The following is an 18985-nucleotide window of genomic DNA, read 5'->3' on the forward strand; positions in this document are numbered from 1 at the left end:
CGTCCCCTCAGCTTATCCGCGTTGCGCACAGCATTAACCTTTTGTTAATCCGCGGATTGCCGCCGGCCCTCCGGCGTGAGAGCTTTCGTTAACGAGAGCTTAACGGTTGGGTCACGGCGATGCGGTTCGCGGCTTCGAAGATGCAGGGACTGGTTTCCGGCTCTGCATCGCGTCGGCTCTCCCGCGGCCGCCGCGCCGCGGCCGCACTGGCCCTGGCGGCCCTCGGCTTCGCCGGTGTCGCCACCGCGCAGGCTCAGACGCTGGCGAGCCTTCCGAGCGAGGCTGGGGCGCGGGTTCAGGGGGAGGCCCGTCCGATCGCCGCGTGGGTGACGTTCTGCCAGTCCTACGCGGCCGAGTGCACGGTGGACCGCAGCGAGCCGGCGCGGATCAGCCTGACGCCGTCGACCTGGGCGACGATCGTGTCGGTGAACCGGCGGGTCAACAAGGCGGTCGAGCCGATGACAGACCAGGAGCACCTGCACGTGGCCGACCGCTGGGACCTGGCCGAGGACGGCATCGGCGACTGCGAGGACTTCCAGCTGCTCAAGCGCCACCTGCTGGCCGAGGCCGGGCTGCCGCGGCGGGCGATGCGCATGACCGTGGTGATCGACGAGAAGGGCGAGGGCCACGCGGTGCTCACCCTGATCACCGACCGGGGCGACCTCGTGCTCGACAACAAGACCAGCGCGATCCTGCCCTGGCACAAGACCGGCTACGTGTTCATCAAGCGCGAGAGCCAGGACGCCGTCGCCTGGGTGTCCCTCGGCGGCGTCACCTCCCCCGTCACCACCGCAAACCGCTGACCGCCCTCAGGCGGGCTCCTTAACCGATTGGTAACCCTGCGGCGCCACTCTGTCGTGCGACGGAGTGCCAGTTCGATGCCGCGAGCCCGCCACGTGTCGCCGGCCCCGATTGTCGCGGCCCTGCTGGTCCTGGATGTCTCCGGCACGGCGCGGGCTGCCAGCGAGACCGAGGGCCGGCACGCCCTCTGGCGGGACTGCCTCACACGCAACTTCCAGATCGAGGCCGCGCTGACGGAGCGGGACTTGGCTGCCGACGCGGCCTTCCGGGCCTGCCGCGGCGCCGAGGACGCCTATCTCGCCGCCCTGGCCGGCTCGCCGCTCCTCGACGAGGACGACGTCGCCCGGGCCCGGCCGCTCCTCGCCGGCCGCATCCGGGCCTGGCTGGTCGGCAGCCGCGGCTGAGCCGCCGCGGCCCGGACCGGCGCCCGCCGGTCTAGACGCCGCAGGCGCAACAGCCGCGGACGTTCGCGATCCGCTGCTCGGGCGTGCCGAAGGTCGGATTGGTCGTCCCGTAGGCCCGCCAGTGCTTGATCCACTGTCGGACGAAGTGCGGCCCGCGCGGTGCCGCCGCCAGCGTGTGGGCGGCCCAGCAATCGGCCAGCTTGTCAGACGTGTTGTGGATGGCGAGGTGCCCGTACGCATGGACGAGATAGAAGTGGCTCGCGTCGGCGACTTGCGCGTTGATCTGTGCTTCGCGCGACGGGCACAGGTAGACGCCGTCCTGTGTTGCCAGTGCGACCTTTCCGCCCGTCGCGGAGCACTTCGGCGTTACCGCGACGTCGAGTAACCCACCAGAAGGCCGCCACTGCGCATGAGATATTGTTGTTGATGCCAAGTAAGGCATCAATAAAAATAGCAACAAGACTGTAGTTTTCATCAGATTTCGCCGAATCAACGTGCGCAGAGCCCGAACTTACCGGATCTTGTCGTCTGGCACGATGGCGGATGTGTTGAAGATCGTCGACGCGGCGCCTCTGGTCGCGCGGCCTGTCTCGTCCGCGCGGAGCCGGCGTGTCCGGCCCGCGCACGGCCCCGCGACGCCCCGTGCCGTCAGCCCTTCAGGCGAGCCTTGATCCGCTGGGTCAGGCCGTCGCGGACATCGCGATAGGCGTCGAGGCGCTGCTCGCGGGAGGCATCCTGCAGGAGCGTCGGATCGGGGGTCGGCCAGTATTCCACATCGGCCGCGAGGGTGTGGGTCAGGGCCAGGGCCCGGTGGTGCGCCTCCGGGGCGAGGGTGATGATCAGGTCGAAGTTCAGCCCCTCCCAGTCCTCCAGCTCCTCGATGGTGCGGGGCCGGTGCCGGCTCGCGTCGATGCCGACCTCGTCGAGGGCCGCGACCATGAAGGGATCGGTGGGCTCGCCCGAGCGCACGCCGGCCGACTGCACGTAGGTGGATTTGCCGAAGTAGGCGCGCGCGATCGCCTCTGCGGCCACCGAGCGCACCGCGTTGTAGTTGCACATGAACAGGACCGACTGGACCCGCCGCTTCTTCGGAGTGGGCTCGGGGAGGGGCTCAGCCATCGCCGGTCGGCGCGGAGGGCGCCCTAGCCCTTCCAGTGCAGGGCGAAGATCAGGGTGAACAGGCGGCGCGCCGTGTCGTGGTCGAGGTCGACCTTGCCCTCGAGGCGCTGCTTCAGCGTCTCGGAGGCCTCGTTGTGCAGGCCGCGCCGGCCCATGTCGATCGCCTCGATCTGCGACGGCGAGGCGGTGCGGATCGCGTTGTAGTAGCTCTCGCAGATCATCTCGTAGTCGCGGATCACGCGCCGGAACGGGGTCAGCGACAGGAGGTGCGTCATCACCGGCTCGCCCTCCACCGACGAGATGGCGAAGGACAGCTTGTTCTCGACGAGGCCCAGCGTCAGGGCGTAGGGCCCCTCCCGGCCTGGAATGGTGAAGGAATTGTCCTCCAGGATGTCGAACAGGGCGATCGCCCGCTCGTGCTCCTGATCCGGATTGCCGCGGGCGATGGAGGCCTCGTCGAGGCTCACCTTCGCGAGGCGGTTCGGCCCGCGCTGCTTCTCCGCCATCCCCAAAACCTCACAGGTTCAGCCGGATCGCGACGGAGCGGGCGTGCCCCTCCAGGCCCTCGGACCGGCCGAGGTTTATCGCCGCCGGACCGAGCGCCCGCAAGCTCTCCGGCGTGCAGGCGAGGATCGTCGTCCGTTTCATGAAGTCGAGCACCCCGAGTCCGGAGGAGAACCGGGCCGAGCGGGCGGTGGGCAGGACGTGGTTCGGGCCGCCCACGTAGTCGCCGATCGCCTCCGGCGTGTGCGAGCCGAGGAAGATCGCCCCGGCGTTGCGCACCCTGGCGGCGAGCGCCTCCGCGTCGTCCGTCTCGATCTCCAGGTGCTCCGGGGCGAGGCGGTCGACGAGGGGCACGGCCTCGTCGAAATCCCGCACCCGCACGATGGCGCCGTAGTCGCGCCAGCTTGTCCGGGCGATCTCCTGGCGGGGGAGGGTGGTCAGCGCGCGTTCCACCGCGCCCTCGACGGCGTCGGCGAGTTCGGCGCTGTCGGTGATGAGGATCGCCTGGGCGGCGACGTCGTGCTCGGCCTGGGCCAGGAGGTCGGCGGCGATCCAGTCCGGGTTGGCATGGCCGTCGGCCAGAACCAGCACCTCGGAGGGGCCGGCGATCATGTCGATCCCGACCTGGCCGAAGACCCGCCGCTTGGCCGCCGCCACCCAGGCGTTGCCGGGTCCGACGATCTTGGCGACCGGCGCGATCGTGTCCGTGCCGTGGGCCAAGGCCGCCACCGCCTGGGCGCCGCCTACCCGGTAGACCTCGTGCACGCCGGCGAGCCGCGCGGCAGCCAGCACCAGCGGGTTCATCTGGCCGTCCGGGGTCGGCACCACCATCACGAGCCGCGGCACCCCGGCGACGCGGGCCGGGATCGCGTTCATCAGCACCGAGGACGGGTAGCTCGCCGTCCCGCCGGGGACGTAGAGGCCCACCGATTCCAGCGCCGTCCAGCGCCAGCCGGCGGTGACTCCGATTGCGTCGGTGGCCCGGTGATCCGCGGGCCGCTGGGTCCGGTGGAAGGCCTCGATCCGCTCCGCGGCGAGCCGCAGCGCCTCCAGCAGGTCCGCCGGGCAGGCCTCGACCGCCGCGGCGATCTCCGCCTCGGTGACCCGCAGCTGGGCGGCCGAGAAGCCGGCGCCGAGACGGTCGAACCGCCGCGTGTACTCGACCAGGGCGTCGTCGCCGCGGGCGACGACGTCGGCGATGATGCCGCGCACCGCCTCGTCCACGTCCTCGGCGATCTCGCGCTTCACCGTGAGCAGGCGCGCGAAATCCGCGGCGAAATTCGGGGCGCTGCTGTCGAGCCGGACCATCGGGTAAGCCTTTCGTCTCGCGTCAGGCCGCCGTGCCGGCGGTCGTGTCGGGCGTGTCGATGTCGTGGCCCGGGCGGTTGGCCGATTCCCAGACGGGACCGAGATCCTTCATCCGGACCTCGATGCACTCGACCTCCAGGCGCAGGGCCGCGCCGCCGGAGAAGACGAGATCGATGAACCCCGAGGGCGCCTCGGTCGGCTCGAACGTCAGGGCGAGCAGGCTCATGGGCGTGGTGTCGGCGGGCTTCAGCCCACGGCTCTTCACGCCGAGGACGCGCTCCACGTGCAGGCCGGCGAGGCGCCGCCGGGGCGGGACGTCCGGCGTCCAGTCGAAGCGCCGCACCGCCATGAGGAAGCGCCGCTCGCCGGCGAGGTAGGTCAGATCCTCCGGGCGCAGGATCGCGTCCTGCAGATGTGCGGAGATCACGGTCAGATCCTCGGCGTCGAGGGCGGCGAGCCTGAGCAGCTCCATGAAGGGGACATCCTCGGGACAATGGGACGCCGGCCAGACCCGGAGGCGCGGCTGGCGGCAGGGCGTAGGTAGCGGTGCGGCCGCACGCGGGCAACGGCTGAGGCCGGGATCGTGCTTCGGGGGACCGGACAGGTTCGGTCCAGCCTGGCCGCGTAGCCTCCTCGGCGGGCGGTTCGTGTCGGGATCGGGGATGGGCAAGCACGTCATGCGCGCGGTTCTGGCCGCGCTGGCTCTGGGATCGCCGGCCGCCGATCCCGCCGCACAGGTCGGCCCAGATGCGAGGCCCCACATCTACGGTCGGCCGGGCCCGGACCGCGAGGACTACGCCCCGCCGCGTCACCGGCCGCCGCCTCCGGCCGGTGACGGCTACGGCTGGCGGCCACCGCCTCCGCCTCCACCGCCCGACGACGCGTTCGACCGGCCCCGCCCGCGCTGGCGCCACCGTTACGAGCGGCACCCTGTGGACGACAGCGTCTGCGTGACCGCCCGCGGCACGTGCCTGACACGCGCCGCGCCACCCGGAGCCCCCTGCGGCTGCGAGATCCCGGGCTTCGGCTACAAGCGCGGGCAGATCGAGGATTGAGGAGACAGGCCGGCGCGCCGCGTCAGCGCGTCACGCCCGCACGCGCTCGATCCGCGCCCCGCAGCGGCCGAGCTTGGCTTCCAGCGCCTCGAAGCCGCGGTCGAGGTGGTAGACCCGGTTGATCTGGGTCTCGCCCTCGGCGGCGAGGCCGGCGATGACCAGGGAGACGGAGGCGCGCAGGTCCGTGGCCATCACGGGGGCGCCCTTGAGCCGCTCGACGCCCTCGACGATCGCGAGGTCGCCCTCCAGGCGGATCTTGGCGCCGAGGCGGGCCAGCTCCTGCACGTGCATGAACCGGTTCTCGAAGATCGTCTCGCGGATGTGCGACTGGCCCTTGGCCAGGGTCATCAGCGCCATGAACTGCGCCTGCAGGTCGGTGGGGAAACCCGGGAACGGGTCCGTGGTCACGTCGACCGCCGCGATGCCGGCGCCGTTGCGGCGGACCCGGATCCCGCCCTCGACCTGGCTGATCTCGGCGCCCGTGGTCGACAGGACGTCGAGGGCCGAATGCAGCAGCTCGGCGCGCGTGTCCTTCAGGACCACGTCGCCGCCGGCCATCGCCACCGCCATCGCGTAGGTCCCGGTCTCGATCCGGTCCGGCAGCACCTCGTGGCGGGCGCCGCCGAGCCGCGCCACGCCCTCGATCTCGATATGCGGCGTGCCGGCGCCGCGGATCTTGGCGCCCATCTTGTTCAGGCACTCGGCGAGGTCGACCACCTCCGGCTCGCGGGCGGCGTTCTCGATCACCGTGGTGCCGTAGGCCAGCGCCGCGGCCATCAGCGCCACGTGGGTGCCGCCGACCGTCACCTTGGGGAAGGCGATCTCGGCGCCGCGCAGGCCGTTCTTGGTCTTGGCGACGACGTAGCCGGCGTCGATCTCGATCTCGGCTCCGAGCCGCTCCAGCGCCATGATCAGCAGGTCCACCGGCCGGGTGCCGATGGCGCAGCCGCCGGGCAGCGAGACCTTGGCCTCGCCGAACCGGGCGAGCAGCGGCGCGATCACCCAGAAGCTCGCCCGCATGGTCGAGACCAGGTCGTAGGGCGCGGTGGTGTCGATGACGTTGGAGGCGGTCAGCCGGATCGTCTGGCCGGTCTCGGTGGTCTGCCCGGGGCGCTTGCCGACCACCATGTGGTCGACGCCGTGATTGCCAAGGATCCGCGTCAGCGCCGCGATGTCGGCCAGCCGCGGCACGTTGATCAGCTCCAGCGTCTCGCCGGTGAGCAGGCTCGCGATCATCAGCGGCAGCGCCGCGTTCTTGGCGCCTGAGATCGGGATCACGCCGTTGAGCGGCGTGCCGCCGGTGATGTGGATGCGGTCCATGCTGGGTCCTCGGGCGACGCACCGAGGGGATGCGCGGCCGGCCGAATTGTGCGCGGGCGCCGCGGCGCCCAGGCTTGGCCGTGGCCTATAGCCCGGTTTTGTCGGAATCAGGACCGCCTTCGTCGTCCCGCGCGCCGCCTTCGGGATCGGGTTCCGCATCCGCGGGCGGCCGCACCTCCGCCCGTCCCCGGTCCTGCGCCTTGCGCCGCCGCAGATTCTCCCTGAGCGCGGCCTTCAGGCGGGCCGCCCGCACGTCCTTCGCGTCCGTCATCGCGCGACCCATCGTCGCCGCAGGGCCAGGTCGGGGCTGCGGGGGACGGCAGCGGCGCTGGCGCCTGTTCGCGGTCGGAGGGGCATCGGTGACGACAGGATCTGCTGGGACGTTCGTCCGCTCGACGGCGGCGACGCTAGCGGCTTTGCGCCGCCCTCTCAACGGATGCAACGCAGCGATGCCGGAACCTTACCTTGAACCAGTTCCAGATCCGCGCGTATCTTCCGCCCCTCACGCGAAGGATTGGACCGAGGCCGGACCTCGATCGCGGGACATCGGCGCCCACCGGCGCCGCCCGCGCGGCCGAATACGCGAAGGACGCTCGATGACCGTCACCCGGATGCCCAGCACGATGCTCGCCTCAGGGGGATCGACGCGCGCCGGCTCTGGATACGAGCGCTACTTCCGCGGCGCCCTGGACCAGCTGCACGGTGAGCGGCGCTACCGCGTCTTCGCCGATATCGAGCGCATCTCCGGCCGCTTTCCCACCGCCAAGTGGCGCCAGCCCGAGGGCAAGACCACCGAGATCACCGTGTGGTGCTCGAACGACTATCTCGGCATGGGGCAGCACAAGGAAGTCGTGGCGGCCATGACCGAGACCGCCGCCCGCTGCGGCGTCGGCGCGGGCGGCACCCGCAACATCGCGGGCAACAATTCGCCGCTGGTCGACCTTGAGCGCGAACTCGCGGACCTGCACGGCAAGGAGGCCGGGCTCGTCTTCACGTCCGGCTACGTGTCCAACCAGGCCGGCATCTCGACCATCGCCAAGCTGATCCCGGATTGCCTGATCCTGTCGGATGCCTTCAACCACAACTCGATGATCGAGGGCGTGCGCCATTCCGGCTGCGCGAAGAAGATCTTCCGGCACAACGACCTCCAGCACCTGGAGGAGCTGCTGCGGGACGCGGGCGACCGACCCAAGCTGATCGTCTTCGAGTCCGTCTACTCGATGGACGGCGACGTGGCGCCGATCGGCCGGATCTGCGACCTCGCCGACCGCTACGGGGCGATGACCTACCTGGACGAGGTCCACGCCGTCGGCCTCTACGGCCCGCGCGGCGGCGGCATCGCCGAGCGCGACGGGGTGATGCACCGGGTCGACGTGATCGAGGGGACGCTCGCCAAGGGTTTCGGCTGCGTCGGCGGCTACATCACCGCTTCGGCGGCGATCTGCGATGCGGTGCGCAGCTTCGCGCCGGGCTTCATCTTCACGACGGCCCTGCCGCCCGCCGTGGCGTCGGCGGCCCGGGCCTCCGTGCGCTACCTCAAGCGTTCGAGCGTCGAGCGGGAGGCGCATCAGCGCCAGGCGGCTGCCACCAAGGCGGCGCTGACGGAGGCGGGCCTGCCGGTTCTGGAGACCGAGACCCATATCGTGCCGGTGATGGTCGGCGATGCCGAGCTGTGCAAGGCGGCGGCCGACCACCTGCTCGAGCACCACGCCATCTACATCCAGCCGATCAACTATCCGACCGTGCCCCGCGGCACCGAGCGCCTGCGGATCACGCCCTCGCCGTTCCACGACGAAGCGCACATCGCCAAGCTCGCCGCGGCCCTGGCCGAGACCTGGGAGGCGCTGGATCTGCCGCGGGCCGGGACCGTGTTCGTCGAGGCGGCGGAGTAGGACGCACGGCGCTCCCCGCGGCTCTGCCCCCTCTGCGGGGCGGGCGAGATTCCGGTGCCCGCGCGCCGAAGCTCGCACCCCGCCATCTCCTGTCTCCATCTCGTCTTTTCCGGCGCGTCCCTGTAACGACGGCGCCAATCCGTCCTCGCGAAAAGTCTCGAACCGATGATCTCCTCACCTCTCATGACCGTGATGGTCGACGCCGTGCGCAAGGCCGCCCGCGGCCTGCGCCGCGACTTCGGCGAGGTCGAGAACCTGCAGGTCTCGCGCAAAGGTCCGGGCGACTTCGTCTCGGCGGCCGACCGCAAGGCCGAGGAGGTGCTGCGCGACGCCCTCATGAAGGCGCGCCCGGGCTACAGCCTCGTTCTGGAGGAGAACGGGATCATCGAGGGCACCGACAAGAGCCACACCTGGCACGTCGACCCCCTCGACGGCACCGCTAACTTCCTGCACGGCGTGCCGCACTTCGCGGTCTCGGTCGGTCTTGAGCGCGAGGGCCAGATCGTCGCCGGCGTGATCTTCGATCCGATCAAGGACGAGCTGTTCGTCGCCGAGCGCGGCAAGGGCGCCTACCTCAACAACCGGCGCCTGCGCGTCTCCGGCCGCCAGGACATGGCGGACGCGCTGGTGGGATACGGCACGCCCTATCTGGGCCGCGGCAGCCATCCGCGGCTCCTGCGCGAGCTCGGCGCCGTGATGGCGGTGGCCGGCGGGACCCGCCGGATGGGCTCGGCGGCCCTCGACATGGCCTACGTGGCCTGCGGGCGCCTCGATGCCTACTGGGAGCGCGATCTCCAGACCTACGACTTCGCGGCCGGCGTGATCCTAGTGCGCGAGGCGGGCGGCTTCGTGACCTCGGCGGATGGTGCGGCCGAACCCTTGGCTCCCCGCTCGGTGGCCTGCGGCAACGAGGGGCTGCACCGGGAGCTCGTCGCCATCCTCAAGAAGGTCCAGGCGGCCTGAGCCGCCGCGAACTGGTCAGTCCACCGGGCTTCTGCTTTAAGCCCGCGGTTCTCCACGGAAGGCCGAACGCATGGAAGCCCGCCGCCACGTCGCGCTGAAGGAGTCGATTCGTTCGATTCCCGACTACCCGAAGCCCGGGATCATCTTCCGCGACATCACCACCCTGCTCAGCGACCCGCGGGCGTTCCGGCGGGCGGTGGACGCGCTGGTGCACCCGTACGCCGGCGGGCAGATCCACCAGGTCGCCGGCATCGAGGCCCGGGGCTTCATCCTGGGCGGGGCCATCGCCCACCAGCTCTCCTGCGGATTCGTGCCGATCCGCAAGAAGGGCAAGCTCCCCCACACGACCGTCTCAATGGCCTACGCCCTGGAATACGGCACCGACGAGATCGAGATCCACGTCGACGCCGTGAAGCCGGGCGACCGCGTGTTGCTGGTCGACGACCTGATCGCCACGGGTGGCACCGCCACCGCGGCCGTGAACCTGCTCCAGAAGATCGGCGCCGAGATCGTGGCAGCCTGCTTCGTCATCGACCTGCCCGAGATCGGTGGCGCGCAGCGCCTGCGCGACATGGGCGTCGAGGTGCGCGCGCTGATGCAGTTCGAGGGGCATTAAGATCCACAAAACGTTGACTTCACGCGACCCATCCGCCATAAGCCCGCCACTCGCGACGTGGCGCCCCGCATGGGCGCCCTTCGTGTTTGCAGACAACCAGGACGCGTGAAGGTCGGGTGCAGCATCAGCTGCCCGCGAGCGCGCCTCGACCTTTGAAGGCTCTGAGCCATGAAGAGAACCTACCAGCCGAGCAAGCTCGTCCGTAAGCGCCGTCACGGCTTCCGTGCGCGCATGGCCACCGCCGGCGGCCGCAAGGTCATCGCGCGCCGTCGCGCCCACGGCCGCAAGAAGCTGTCGGCCTGAGGCCGGATCCTCTCGGGCGCGGACGCCCTCGCGCATCCGCGCCGCGAGGCAAGTGGTATCGGCCGGGATCGAACCATCGATGGCGACGATCGAGCGGCTTAAGAAACGACCGGACTTCCTGGCGGCAGCCGAGGGGCGTCGCTTCCACACCGAGCGGATGAGCGCCCAGGGGCGTCTCCGGACGACGGACGGACAGCCCGGCCTCCGGCTCGGCTTCACCATCACGAAGCGCGTCGGCCACGCGACAGAGCGCAACCGCATCCGCCGCCGCCTGCGCGCCGCCGTGACCCTGGTCGCGGCCGATCTGCCGGGCGACCTCGCGAGCCTGTCGGCCGACATCGTGCTGATCGCCCGCCGCCCTGCGCTGGAGGCCCCCTTCGAAGCCCTCGCCGAGGATCTGCGCCGCGCATTGCCCGCGGTGACGCGCCCGGCCGCGCCCCGGCCTCCCGGCCAGGGCCGCGGCAAGCGGTCCTCCGGGGAGCGATCTTCAAGCAAGTTTGGCGACCGGCCATCCAAGACCACACCTCTCCCGCACGAGGCGGGCCAGCCCGTGCCGTCCGGCCAAGCCGACATCGGCGCGTCGTACGGGCGCGGCAGAGGTCCTCGAATCACAGGCGCGCGCAGGTCCGACGAGACCGGCGCCCGCCCTGACGTCACTCCGAACGCGCGCGGCGGTGTCCCTGATGGGCAATGACAAGACGAACATGTTCGTGGCCATCGGCCTGTCGCTGCTGGTGCTCCTCGGCTGGCAGTACTTCGTGGCCGGCCCGCGCATGGAGCAGCAGCGCCAGATCGAGGCGCAGAACAAGGCCGCGCAGCAACAGCAGCAGCCCCCGGGCGTGACGCCGGACGGCGTGCCCTCGCCGTCCCCGAAGGAAGGCGGCCCGGCCGCGCCCGCGCCCGGCACGCTGCCGACCGCGCAGGGCGGCCCGGTCTCCCGCGAGGCGGCGCTCGCCCGCTCGCCGCGCATCCGGATCGAGACCCCGGCCCTCTCGGGTTCGATCGCCCTCAAGGGCGGCCGCGTCGACGACGTCTCCCTCAAGAACTACCACGAGACCATCGACCCCAAGAGCCCCGAGATCGTGCTGTTCTCGCCGGCCGGGACCGAGACGCCCTACTACGCCGAGTTCGGCTGGGTCGGTGCCGATGCCGGGCCGCTGCCTAACAACGACACCCTCTGGACCAGCGACGGCAAGACGCTCTCGCCGGGCATGCCCGTGACCCTGACCTGGGACAACGGCGCCGGCCTGGTCTTCAAGCGGATCATCGCGGTCGACGACAAGTTCATGTTCACGATCCGCGACGAGGTCGAGAACAAGGGCTCGGGGGCGATCACGCTCTACCCGTACAGCCTCGTCTCCCGCTGGGGTAAGCCGCATACCCAGGGCTACTACGTGCTCCACGAGGGCATGATCGGCTACCTCGGCAACGACGGTCTCCAGGAATTCACCTACGACAAGCTCGCCAAGGAGGGCGCCTACGGCGGCGCCAACACCAAGGGCAAGGCCTGGACCGGCGTGACCGGCGGCTTCGTGGGCATCACCGACAAATACTGGGCCGCCGCCGCGATCCCCGATCAGGCGACGCCCTACACCGGCGCCTTCACGGACCGGACCGACGGCAGCACCAACGTCTACCAGGCCAGCGTGCGCGGCGACGCCGTGAACCTCGCGGGCGGCGCCTCGGCCACGGCCACCCAGCGCCTGTTCGCGGGCGCCAAGGAAGTCAACCTGATCAACAACTACGAGAAGGACCTCGGCATCAAGCACTTCGATCTGATGATCGACTGGGGCTGGTTCTTCTTCATCACCAAGCCGATGTTCCGGGCGCTGGACTTCTTCTACCACCTGTTCGGCAATTTCGGCGTCTCGATCCTTGTGGTGACCTTCTGCCTGAAGCTGCTGTTCCTGCCGATCGCCAACCGGTCGTACGTCTCCATGGCCAAGATGAAGGCCGTGCAGCCCGAGATGGCCGCCATCCGCGAGCGGTACAAGGACGACCGCATGAAGCAGCAGCAGGCCACGATGGAGCTGTACAAGAAGGAGAAGATCAACCCGGTCGCCGGCTGCTGGCCGGTGCTGATCCAGATCCCGGTCTTCTTCGCGCTCTACAAGGTGCTGTTCATCACCATCGAGATGCGCCACGCGCCGTTCTTCGGCTGGATCCACGACCTCGCGGCCCCGGATCCGACGAGCATCGTGAACCTGTTCGGCCTGCTGCCCTTTACGGCGCCCGACTTCGTCCACCTGGGCGTCTGGCCGCTGATCATGGGCGTGACCATGTTCGTGCAGATGAAGATGAACCCCGCGCCGCCGGACCCGGTGCAGGCGCAGATCTTCACCTTCATGCCGATCGTGTTCACCTTCATGCTGGGCTCGTTCCCCGCCGGCCTCGTGATCTACTGGGCCTGGAACAACACCCTCTCGGTGATCCAGCAGTACATCATCATGCGCCGCAACGGCGTGAAGGTGGAGCTGTGGGACAACCTGCGATCGACGTTCCGGCGCGGCAACGGCACCAAAGCGGCCGCGACCAAGAGCTGACGGGCAAAGGCTGACGGGCAAGATGCCGTGACCGAGATCAACGACGACGCGGCCGACCTCACCGAGGCCGGCCGCCGTCTCTTTGCCGGCGCCGCCGACTTCTACGCGGCCGCCCAGACCCTCGACCGGCTGCCGCCCATGGAGGGCGTCGAGATCGCCTTCGCGGGCCGCTCGAACGTTGGCAAGTCGAGCCTGATCAACGCGCTGACCGGACGGAACACCCTGGCGCGGACCTCGCATACGCCGGGGCGGACGCAGCAGCTCAACTTCTTCCGGATCGGCGAGCGCCTGTCGCTGGTGGACATGCCGGGCTACGGCTACGCGGCGGTGGAGAAGGCCAAGGTCGAAGCCTGGACCCGGCTGATCCATTCCTACCTCAAGGGCCGCGCCAGCCTCGCCCGGGTGTTCATGCTCATCGACGCCCGACACGGCTTCAAGTCGATCGACACCGACGTGCTGGACGGCCTCGACAAGGCGGCGGTGAGCTATCAGATCGTGCTGACCAAGGGCGACTCCCTGAAGAAGAGCGAGGTCGCGGGTCGGATCGCCGGGATCGAGGCGGGCCTCGCCAAGCGCCCGGCCGCCTATCCGCAGGTGATCCTCACTTCGAGCCGGGACGATTCCGGCGTGCCGGAACTGCGGGCGGCGATCGCGAAGCTCCTGGCGGAGCGCGGCGCGTGAGGCTTTCGGGCTTCGACCGCGCCCTGGTGGCTATCGCCTGCCTTGCGGGCCTCCTCGGCGTCGCGCTGAGCGCGGCCGCCGCGCACATCCCCGGCGCCGATTCGCTCAAGACGGCGGCGCAGTTCCTGCTGTTTCACGCCCCCGCGATCCTGGCGCTGGCCGGGTTAGGCGCTGCGGGCCTCGTCCGGGCCGGACTTGCCCGCGTCGCGGCGGCGCTGCTGGTTCTCGGGCTGATCCTGTTCTGCGGCGACCTCGGGGTGCGCACGTGGCTGCAGCGCCCGCTCTTCCCGATGGCCGCCCCCACGGGCGGCTTCGCGCTGATGGGCGGCTGGCTGGTCGGGTTCCTTTGCGCGCTGGTGCCGGCGCGGCGCGGCGCTTGACGGTTCCGACCGGCGGCCTGGCCGCGTCGCGGCTCACGCTGCCCGGACCTGCAGGAACTCCAATGCCGGCCCTTGTGCCTCCGAGAACACCCCCGCGGTGAGCGCGCCGCCGTAGACGGCCGCGGTGTCGAGGTTGGTGCGGAACCGGCGCTGCTCCGGGCGGCCGCTCCGTTGCGGCGTGTGGCCGTGGACCACGTGCCGGCCGAAATCGTGGTCGCCCTCCAGGAACGGCTCGCGGATCCACAGGCGGTCGTGCTCGTCCGAACCGGGCGCGTCGGTGCCGGGCCGCAGGCCGGCATGGACGAACCAGTGGGCCGCGTCGTCGTGGAGCGTCGGCAGCGCCTCGATCCAGTCGAGCGTGTCCCGGGGCAGGCCGCCGGAATCCCGGGCCCCGAACGAATCCAGGGTCGCCTCGCCGCCATTGTACATCCAGTGGGCGGCCGCCTCCCGGGTCTGGAGCGCGTCGAGCAGCATGCGCTCGTGGTTGCCCATCAGGCAGGTGACGCGATCCGGCTCGGCCCAGTTCAGACGGCTGACGGTGCGCAGCACCGCCGCGCTGTCGGGGCCGCGATCGATGTAGTCGCCCAGGAACACGAGGCGGTGCACCCGCTCGCCCGCATGGGTGGCGATCCGCTCGAGAAGCGTGTCGAGGAGATCGGCGCAGCCGTGGATGTCGCCGATGGCGTAGGTGAGGGGTCCCGACTCCATGGCGGCATCGTCCACCGGGCCGCCGCGCTCCGCAAGGCCGACCAAAGTCCGGACGCCGGCTCGGCCGCGACGGCACGATCCTCAGGCCTTCGCGACCCTGGCATAGCGGCCGTCGTAGCGGCCGGCCCGGATCAGCGCGAGCACCTCCGTTTCTCGAGCGGCCTGAGCGCGCACCGCCTCGATCAACGGAGTGGCGATGTCGGGGGCGAAGGTCACGACCCCGTCCGCGTCGCCGACCACCACGTCGCCCGGGTTCACCGTCCAGCCGCCGACACAGACCGGCACGTTGATCGCGCCGGGGCCGGTCTTGAACGGCCCGCGCGGCGTGGCGGCGCGGGCGTAGCAGGGGAAATCCGCGTCCGCGAAGGCGTCGCTGTCGCGAACGGCGCCGTCGATGACGAAGCCCGCCACGCCCCGGCTCTCGGCGATCGCCTTCATGATGTCGCCGACCAGGGCCCGGCTCGTGTCGTCCCCGCCGTCGACGACGATCACGTCTCCGCGACGGACCTCCTCCAGCGCCTGGTGGATGGCGAGATTGTCGCCCGCGCGCACCCGGACCGTGAAGGCCGTGCCGAGAAGGCGCCCGCGCCGATGGAACGCCCTCAGGCCCGACAGCACCGGCATCCGGTCGAGACAGTCGCTGATCGTCGCCGTCGCGACGTCGCGGAACGCCGCCAGCAGGTCGGGATCGACGGATGGCGGCGCGGGGTTGCGCGTGATGGTCGTCATCGGCCCGGACCTCTCTTCTAAGGTTGCCGCGCCGGCACGGTGGCACCGGCTGCGGGCCGGGGATCCTGCCTCAGCGACGCCGCGATGTCGCGCGCCGGCGGGTCAGCGCTCGCCAGCCGACATGGCTCCGCCGCCGCTCGTCGCGAGCTTGCGGCGGGAATCCGCCTGGCCGCTGCTCGCTTCGAAGTACTTCGCCGCGTCGCCGAGCTGGACCGCCGGCTGGCAGTTCGGCGTGCAGGAGAGGGACTCCCGCTCGAGCCCGCGCTGGACCGTGACGGTCGAATCCCGGGACGCCTCGACCCGGATCGTCGTCTCCGCGATCATCGCGCCCGCGTTGTCCAGGGCGATGAGATTGGTCGAGCCGAAGCTCTTGCCGGTGAGCACGAGCACGCCGTTCTTCTGCGGTGTGACTTCCGCGATGATCGGATTGCCGACGATGACGGTCGAGGTCTTCTCCGGCAGCCGGATGACTTTGGCGTTGTCGACCAGGACCGTCACCACCGGCAGCGATTCGGGTTGGGCGGCCGATACGGCAGTCCCCATCAGCAGGAGGATGAGGCCGGCTCGGCCCGCCTTCGACAAGGTGCGGCGCATCGGGGATCCCCATGAGGACGCGGACGGCGCACGCGGCACCGGTCTCCCGCCGGGCATACCGGGCACCGATGAAAGAAGCGCTAAGCATGACGTGAGGGGCCGCGCCGTGCCGGATTGTCGAAAGACAACCTTCACCAAGCCGGCAGCCAGCCGGCGCCCGTCGGCGAACCAAACCCGATTTAACCGAATTTCAAGGCGTAATAGGCACTGTGACTAGGCCGCCGATCGAGACCTGAAAACTCTTCATCGGTCATTGCGGAAGTCTAAGTCGCACTTTGTTGATCGAAGGATCGCTGCTCATGAAGACCCTGGTCAAGCGTTTTGCCTCGGACGAGTCCGGCGCCACCGCCATCGAGTACGGCATGATTGCCGCTCTGATCGCCGTCGCCATCATCGCCACGCTCCGGACGGTCGGCACCAGCCTCACCGCGAAGTTCACGCAGATCTCCAACAACCTGAACTGATCACGTTCCGACGGCCACGATCTGCGGCAGGTCCGAGGTCTCCCCGCCCGCGATGAGGGGGCGGGGGCCTCGACCGGCCGGCGCGGCCGTTCGCCGGGGTCGAGACCGCCCGCCCGGAGCGGGGGAACCCGGTGTCAAACCCGCAGGATCCGTCAACGGCAGGGTAGGCGCGGACATGGTCGTGACAGGCGTGGCAAGTTCGGGGATGGCAAGCCTCGGCCCCGCGGGCTTCGGGTTGCTGGTCCTGTTCCCGTTCCTGATGGCCTACGCCGCGGCGAGCGACCTGCTGACGATGCTGATCCCGAACCGGATCTCCCTGGCCCTCGTAGCGGGGTTCGTCATCATTGCCGCAACCGGGCCGATGAGCTGGGTTGAGATCGGCTATCACCTCGGAGCGGGGGCGGCGGTCCTCGCGGCCACGTTCACGCTGTTCGCCTTCGGCATCATCGGCGGGGGCGACGCCAAGCTGGCGGCCGCTACGGCCCTCTGGCTGGGCCTGGACGGGCTCGGCGATTACCTGCTGGTGGCCTCGATCTTCGGCGGAGCGCTGACCCTCGCGATCCTGTTCGCGCGGTCACACCCGCTGCCGCTGCGCATCGCGCGCATGCCCTTCGCCCTGCATCTGCACGATGCCAAGACCGGAATTCCGTACGGGATCGCCCTCGCGGGCGCCGCGTTGCTCGTGCTCCCCGAGACCGAGATCTGGACTCGCGCCGTCGCCGGCTAAGATGCTTCTCCCCGGGGGACCTGCCGGGCGACCGGTGCTCATCATGCCGGTCGATTTCAACCGCATGCGGGCCTGTCTCTGGCTGCTGAATTTGGCCATGGCCGTCCTGACGGCCGTCTGGATGCGGGCGGCCGGCCTCTCCCTCGCTATCGCCAGCGCGGTCCTTCCCGCTCTGAGCTGCGCAGTGCTCGAAGGCCTGGCGACGTTCTACAGCACGCGGCGCCCCGAGCCGCGCTTCGCGGTCAGCCTGTCGGGCCTCGCACAGATCATCGCGTTCAGCGCCAGCGCGGCCCTCCTGTCCTACGCGGTGGCCGCCACCGGCGGCCCGCTCTGGGACGGCACCTTCGAGGCCGCCGACCGGTCCCTCGGCCTCGACTGGCTGGCCTACCTGCACGGCTTCAACGACCATCCCCGGCTCAGCCTGCTCCTGTCCCTGGCCTATCGGAGCCTGATGCCGCAGATGATCGTGCTGGTGATCGTGCTCGGATTCGGCGGCCATCTGCGGGCCGTGCCGCAGGTCGCCCTGGCCTTCATGATCGCTGCCCTGACCACAGTGCTGATCTCGGGTCTCGTGCCGGCGGTGGCGATGTTCGTGCACCTCGGGTTGAGGCCGGAGAATTTCCCCGGTCTGAACCCGACCGCCGCCTACGTTCACCTCGCTCACCTGACCGGACTGCGCGACGGCACGTTGCGGGTCATCTCCCTCGATCAGGTCGAGGGCATCATCACCTTCCCGAGCTTCCATGCGGCGCTCGGCGTCCTCTTCATGCGCTACTTCTGGATATCGAAGATGACGCGCTGGCCCGGCCTCGCCCTCAACGCGATGCTCATCGCCGCGACGCCGATCGACGGGGGGCACTACTTCGTCGATGTCGGGGCCGGCGCCGTGATCGCCGTCGCGGCGATCGCGATCGCCGGTCGCGTCAGCCGGTCCGTGGGGCGTACTGACAGCAGACCGGAATGCGATGCGCGCCCGGTACGGCTCGGGGACGGCGTCGCCCCCCGCTGGTCGTGACGCGATGCGGGCATCCCCGGGCCGGCCTCGGACCCGGGACGCGGATCGCGCTGTGTTGCTCCGATTCCACAGAGCGGGATCTGGAGCCGGGATCCCGGCCCGGCTAGAATTCGGCCATGCCCCTCGCGCTGCTGCGTCGCCCCGATCCAGATCACCTCGAGGTCCAGCACGCGGGGGTCAGCCTCCGCATCGCGCTCCGCCGCCGCCCGACCGCGCGGCGCATCACGCTCCGCGTGTCGGCCGCCACCGGCGAGGTGGTGATCACGCTCCCGAGCCGCACCGCCATCAACACCGCCCAGCTCTTCGCCGCGCGCCATTCGGGATGGATCGCCGCCCGTCTGGCGCGCGTGCCCGCCCGCGTCGTCTTCGAGCCGGGCGCCAGCGTGCCCGTCCGCGGCGTGGCGCACCGCCTCGAGCTGCGCGGCACCCGCGGCGGCGTGCGCGCCGAGGGCGACGGCGAGGACGCCGTACTTTCGGTCGCCTGCGAGCCGGCCCATGTGGCGCGGCGGATCCGCGAGTTCCTGGTCCGGGAGGCGCGGCGCGACCTCACGGAAGCCGTCGAGCGCTACGTGGACCGTCTCGGCGAGCGGCCGACGCGCATCACCCTGCGCGACACGCGCAGCCGCTGGGGATCCTGCACCGCGCGCCGCGAGCTGAACTTCTCGTGGCGCCTGATCCTGGCGCCACCCATGGTGCTCGACTACCTCGTCGCCCACGAGATGGCGCACCTGCGCGAGATGAACCACTCGCCCCGGTTCTGGGAGCTCCTGCACGGGCTCTGTTCGGAGGTGGACGCCGCCGAGGCCTGGCTCAAGCGGCACGGGGCGAGCCTGCACCGCTACGGCTGAGCCGTCCGCGC

The 18985-nt window shown here is 70.4% G+C and carries 25 protein-coding genes; 15 read left to right on the forward strand and 10 right to left on the reverse strand.

The window, feature by feature from the left end; genetic code table 11:
- The first annotated feature begins 119 nt into the window (after positions 1–119).
- Complete coding sequence (locus MMSR116_RS30340) at positions 120–803, forward strand: transglutaminase-like cysteine peptidase (protein WP_010684663.1); 684 nt, start codon at positions 120–122, stop codon at positions 801–803.
- A gap of 75 nt (positions 804–878) precedes the next feature.
- Positions 879–1205 (forward strand): hypothetical protein, encoded by a 327-nt coding sequence (locus tag MMSR116_RS30345; protein WP_039893459.1) that lies wholly within the window; start codon positions 879–881, stop codon positions 1203–1205.
- Between the two features lie 31 nt (positions 1206–1236).
- Here MMSR116_RS30345 and MMSR116_RS30350 read toward each other — a convergent pair whose 3' ends face one another.
- The 5 genes from MMSR116_RS30350 to MMSR116_RS30370 all read right to left on the reverse strand — a co-directional run bounded on the left by MMSR116_RS30350 (position 1237) and on the right by MMSR116_RS30370 (position 4608).
- A complete protein-coding gene (locus MMSR116_RS30350) occupies positions 1237–1680 on the reverse strand; it encodes a hypothetical protein (RefSeq protein WP_039893461.1) in 444 nt (147 codons plus the stop codon).
- A gap of 173 nt (positions 1681–1853) precedes the next feature.
- On the reverse strand, positions 1854–2324 hold the full coding sequence (locus MMSR116_RS30355) for a low molecular weight phosphatase family protein (RefSeq protein ID WP_039893462.1): 471 nt from the start codon (positions 2322–2324) through the stop codon (positions 1854–1856).
- Between the two features lie 23 nt (positions 2325–2347).
- Positions 2348–2830 carry a UPF0262 family protein gene (locus MMSR116_RS30360; protein WP_010684667.1) on the reverse strand — a complete coding sequence of 161 codons (483 nt, stop codon included), beginning with the start codon at positions 2828–2830 and terminating at the stop codon, positions 2348–2350.
- Positions 2831–2840: 10 nt separating this feature from the next.
- Positions 2841–4136 (reverse strand): histidinol dehydrogenase, encoded by a 1296-nt coding sequence (gene hisD, locus MMSR116_RS30365; protein WP_010684668.1) that lies wholly within the window; start codon positions 4134–4136, stop codon positions 2841–2843.
- A gap of 22 nt (positions 4137–4158) precedes the next feature.
- Entirely contained in the window at positions 4159–4608 is a 450-nt protein-coding gene (locus tag MMSR116_RS30370) for a DUF2948 family protein (protein ID WP_010684669.1), read from the reverse strand.
- Positions 4609–4798: 190 nt separating this feature from the next.
- Here MMSR116_RS30370 and MMSR116_RS30375 point away from each other — a divergent pair, with 190 nt between their 5' ends.
- Positions 4799–5191 (forward strand): hypothetical protein, encoded by a 393-nt coding sequence (locus MMSR116_RS30375; RefSeq protein ID WP_039893463.1) that lies wholly within the window; start codon positions 4799–4801, stop codon positions 5189–5191.
- A gap of 30 nt (positions 5192–5221) precedes the next feature.
- Here MMSR116_RS30375 and murA read toward each other — a convergent pair whose 3' ends face one another.
- Both murA and MMSR116_RS30385 read right to left on the reverse strand, forming a co-directional pair.
- Positions 5222–6511 (reverse strand): UDP-N-acetylglucosamine 1-carboxyvinyltransferase, encoded by a 1290-nt coding sequence (murA, locus tag MMSR116_RS30380; protein WP_010684671.1) that lies wholly within the window; start codon positions 6509–6511, stop codon positions 5222–5224.
- Positions 6512–6596: 85 nt separating this feature from the next.
- Positions 6597–6782, reverse strand: coding sequence for a hypothetical protein (locus MMSR116_RS30385; protein ID WP_010684672.1), 186 nt, complete (start codon positions 6780–6782; stop codon positions 6597–6599).
- A gap of 352 nt (positions 6783–7134) precedes the next feature.
- Between MMSR116_RS30385 and hemA the strand changes: the two genes are divergently transcribed.
- The 8 genes from hemA to MMSR116_RS30425 all read left to right on the forward strand — a co-directional run bounded on the left by hemA (position 7135) and on the right by MMSR116_RS30425 (position 13889).
- The gene (gene hemA / locus MMSR116_RS30390; protein WP_010684673.1) at positions 7135–8403 is read left to right on the forward strand and encodes a 5-aminolevulinate synthase; all 1269 of its coding nucleotides are present in this window, start codon (positions 7135–7137) and stop codon (positions 8401–8403) included.
- Between the two features lie 165 nt (positions 8404–8568).
- Positions 8569–9366 (forward strand): inositol monophosphatase family protein, encoded by a 798-nt coding sequence (locus MMSR116_RS30395; RefSeq protein ID WP_039893467.1) that lies wholly within the window; start codon positions 8569–8571, stop codon positions 9364–9366.
- A gap of 70 nt (positions 9367–9436) precedes the next feature.
- Positions 9437–9982, forward strand: coding sequence for an adenine phosphoribosyltransferase (locus tag MMSR116_RS30400; protein WP_039893468.1), 546 nt, complete (start codon positions 9437–9439; stop codon positions 9980–9982).
- A gap of 168 nt (positions 9983–10150) precedes the next feature.
- Positions 10151–10285 (forward strand): 50S ribosomal protein L34, encoded by a 135-nt coding sequence (gene rpmH, locus MMSR116_RS30405; protein ID WP_039893469.1) that lies wholly within the window; start codon positions 10151–10153, stop codon positions 10283–10285.
- A gap of 79 nt (positions 10286–10364) precedes the next feature.
- Positions 10365–10979, forward strand: a complete 615-nt coding sequence (rnpA, locus tag MMSR116_RS30410) for a ribonuclease P protein component (protein ID WP_039893470.1) — start codon at positions 10365–10367, stop codon at positions 10977–10979.
- On the forward strand, positions 10969–12828 hold the full coding sequence (gene yidC, locus MMSR116_RS30415) for a membrane protein insertase YidC (RefSeq protein ID WP_010684676.1): 1860 nt from the start codon (positions 10969–10971) through the stop codon (positions 12826–12828). The genes rnpA and yidC overlap by 11 nt, the downstream gene beginning before the upstream one ends.
- A gap of 27 nt (positions 12829–12855) precedes the next feature.
- Positions 12856–13509, forward strand: a complete 654-nt coding sequence (yihA, locus tag MMSR116_RS30420; RefSeq protein WP_010684677.1) for a ribosome biogenesis GTP-binding protein YihA/YsxC — start codon at positions 12856–12858, stop codon at positions 13507–13509.
- Entirely contained in the window at positions 13506–13889 is a 384-nt protein-coding gene (locus tag MMSR116_RS30425; protein WP_010684678.1) for a DUF423 domain-containing protein, read from the forward strand. The genes yihA and MMSR116_RS30425 overlap by 4 nt, the downstream gene beginning before the upstream one ends.
- A 33-nt stretch (positions 13890–13922) precedes the next feature.
- Here MMSR116_RS30425 and MMSR116_RS30430 read toward each other — a convergent pair whose 3' ends face one another.
- The 3 genes from MMSR116_RS30430 to MMSR116_RS30440 all read right to left on the reverse strand — a co-directional run bounded on the left by MMSR116_RS30430 (position 13923) and on the right by MMSR116_RS30440 (position 15920).
- Positions 13923–14597: a metallophosphoesterase family protein gene (locus tag MMSR116_RS30430; protein WP_010684679.1), complete on the reverse strand. Its 675-nt coding sequence runs from the start codon at positions 14595–14597 to the stop codon at positions 13923–13925.
- Between the two features lie 81 nt (positions 14598–14678).
- The gene (locus tag MMSR116_RS30435) at positions 14679–15326 is read right to left on the reverse strand and encodes an RraA family protein (protein WP_010684680.1); all 648 of its coding nucleotides are present in this window, start codon (positions 15324–15326) and stop codon (positions 14679–14681) included.
- Positions 15327–15428: 102 nt separating this feature from the next.
- Complete coding sequence (locus MMSR116_RS30440; protein WP_010684681.1) at positions 15429–15920, reverse strand: pilus assembly protein N-terminal domain-containing protein; 492 nt, start codon at positions 15918–15920, stop codon at positions 15429–15431.
- Between the two features lie 299 nt (positions 15921–16219).
- Here MMSR116_RS30440 and MMSR116_RS30445 point away from each other — a divergent pair, with 299 nt between their 5' ends.
- From MMSR116_RS30445 to MMSR116_RS30460, 4 genes are all read left to right on the forward strand, one after another.
- Positions 16220–16384: a Flp family type IVb pilin gene (locus MMSR116_RS30445; RefSeq protein WP_010684682.1), complete on the forward strand. Its 165-nt coding sequence runs from the start codon at positions 16220–16222 to the stop codon at positions 16382–16384.
- A 205-nt stretch (positions 16385–16589) separates the two neighbouring features.
- Positions 16590–17111 carry an A24 family peptidase gene (locus MMSR116_RS30450; protein WP_039893473.1) on the forward strand — a complete coding sequence of 174 codons (522 nt, stop codon included), beginning with the start codon at positions 16590–16592 and terminating at the stop codon, positions 17109–17111.
- 43 nt (positions 17112–17154) lie between these two features.
- Positions 17155–18126: a phosphatase PAP2 family protein gene (locus tag MMSR116_RS30455; RefSeq protein ID WP_010684684.1), complete on the forward strand. Its 972-nt coding sequence runs from the start codon at positions 17155–17157 to the stop codon at positions 18124–18126.
- Between the two features lie 116 nt (positions 18127–18242).
- Entirely contained in the window at positions 18243–18974 is a 732-nt protein-coding gene (locus tag MMSR116_RS30460; RefSeq protein WP_010684685.1) for a M48 family metallopeptidase, read from the forward strand.
- Positions 18975–18985 lie beyond the last annotated feature (11 nt).

Source organism: Methylobacterium mesophilicum SR1.6/6, assembly GCF_000364445.2.
In the GTDB taxonomy this organism is placed as follows: Bacteria; Pseudomonadota; Alphaproteobacteria; order Rhizobiales; family Beijerinckiaceae; genus Methylobacterium; species Methylobacterium mesophilicum_A.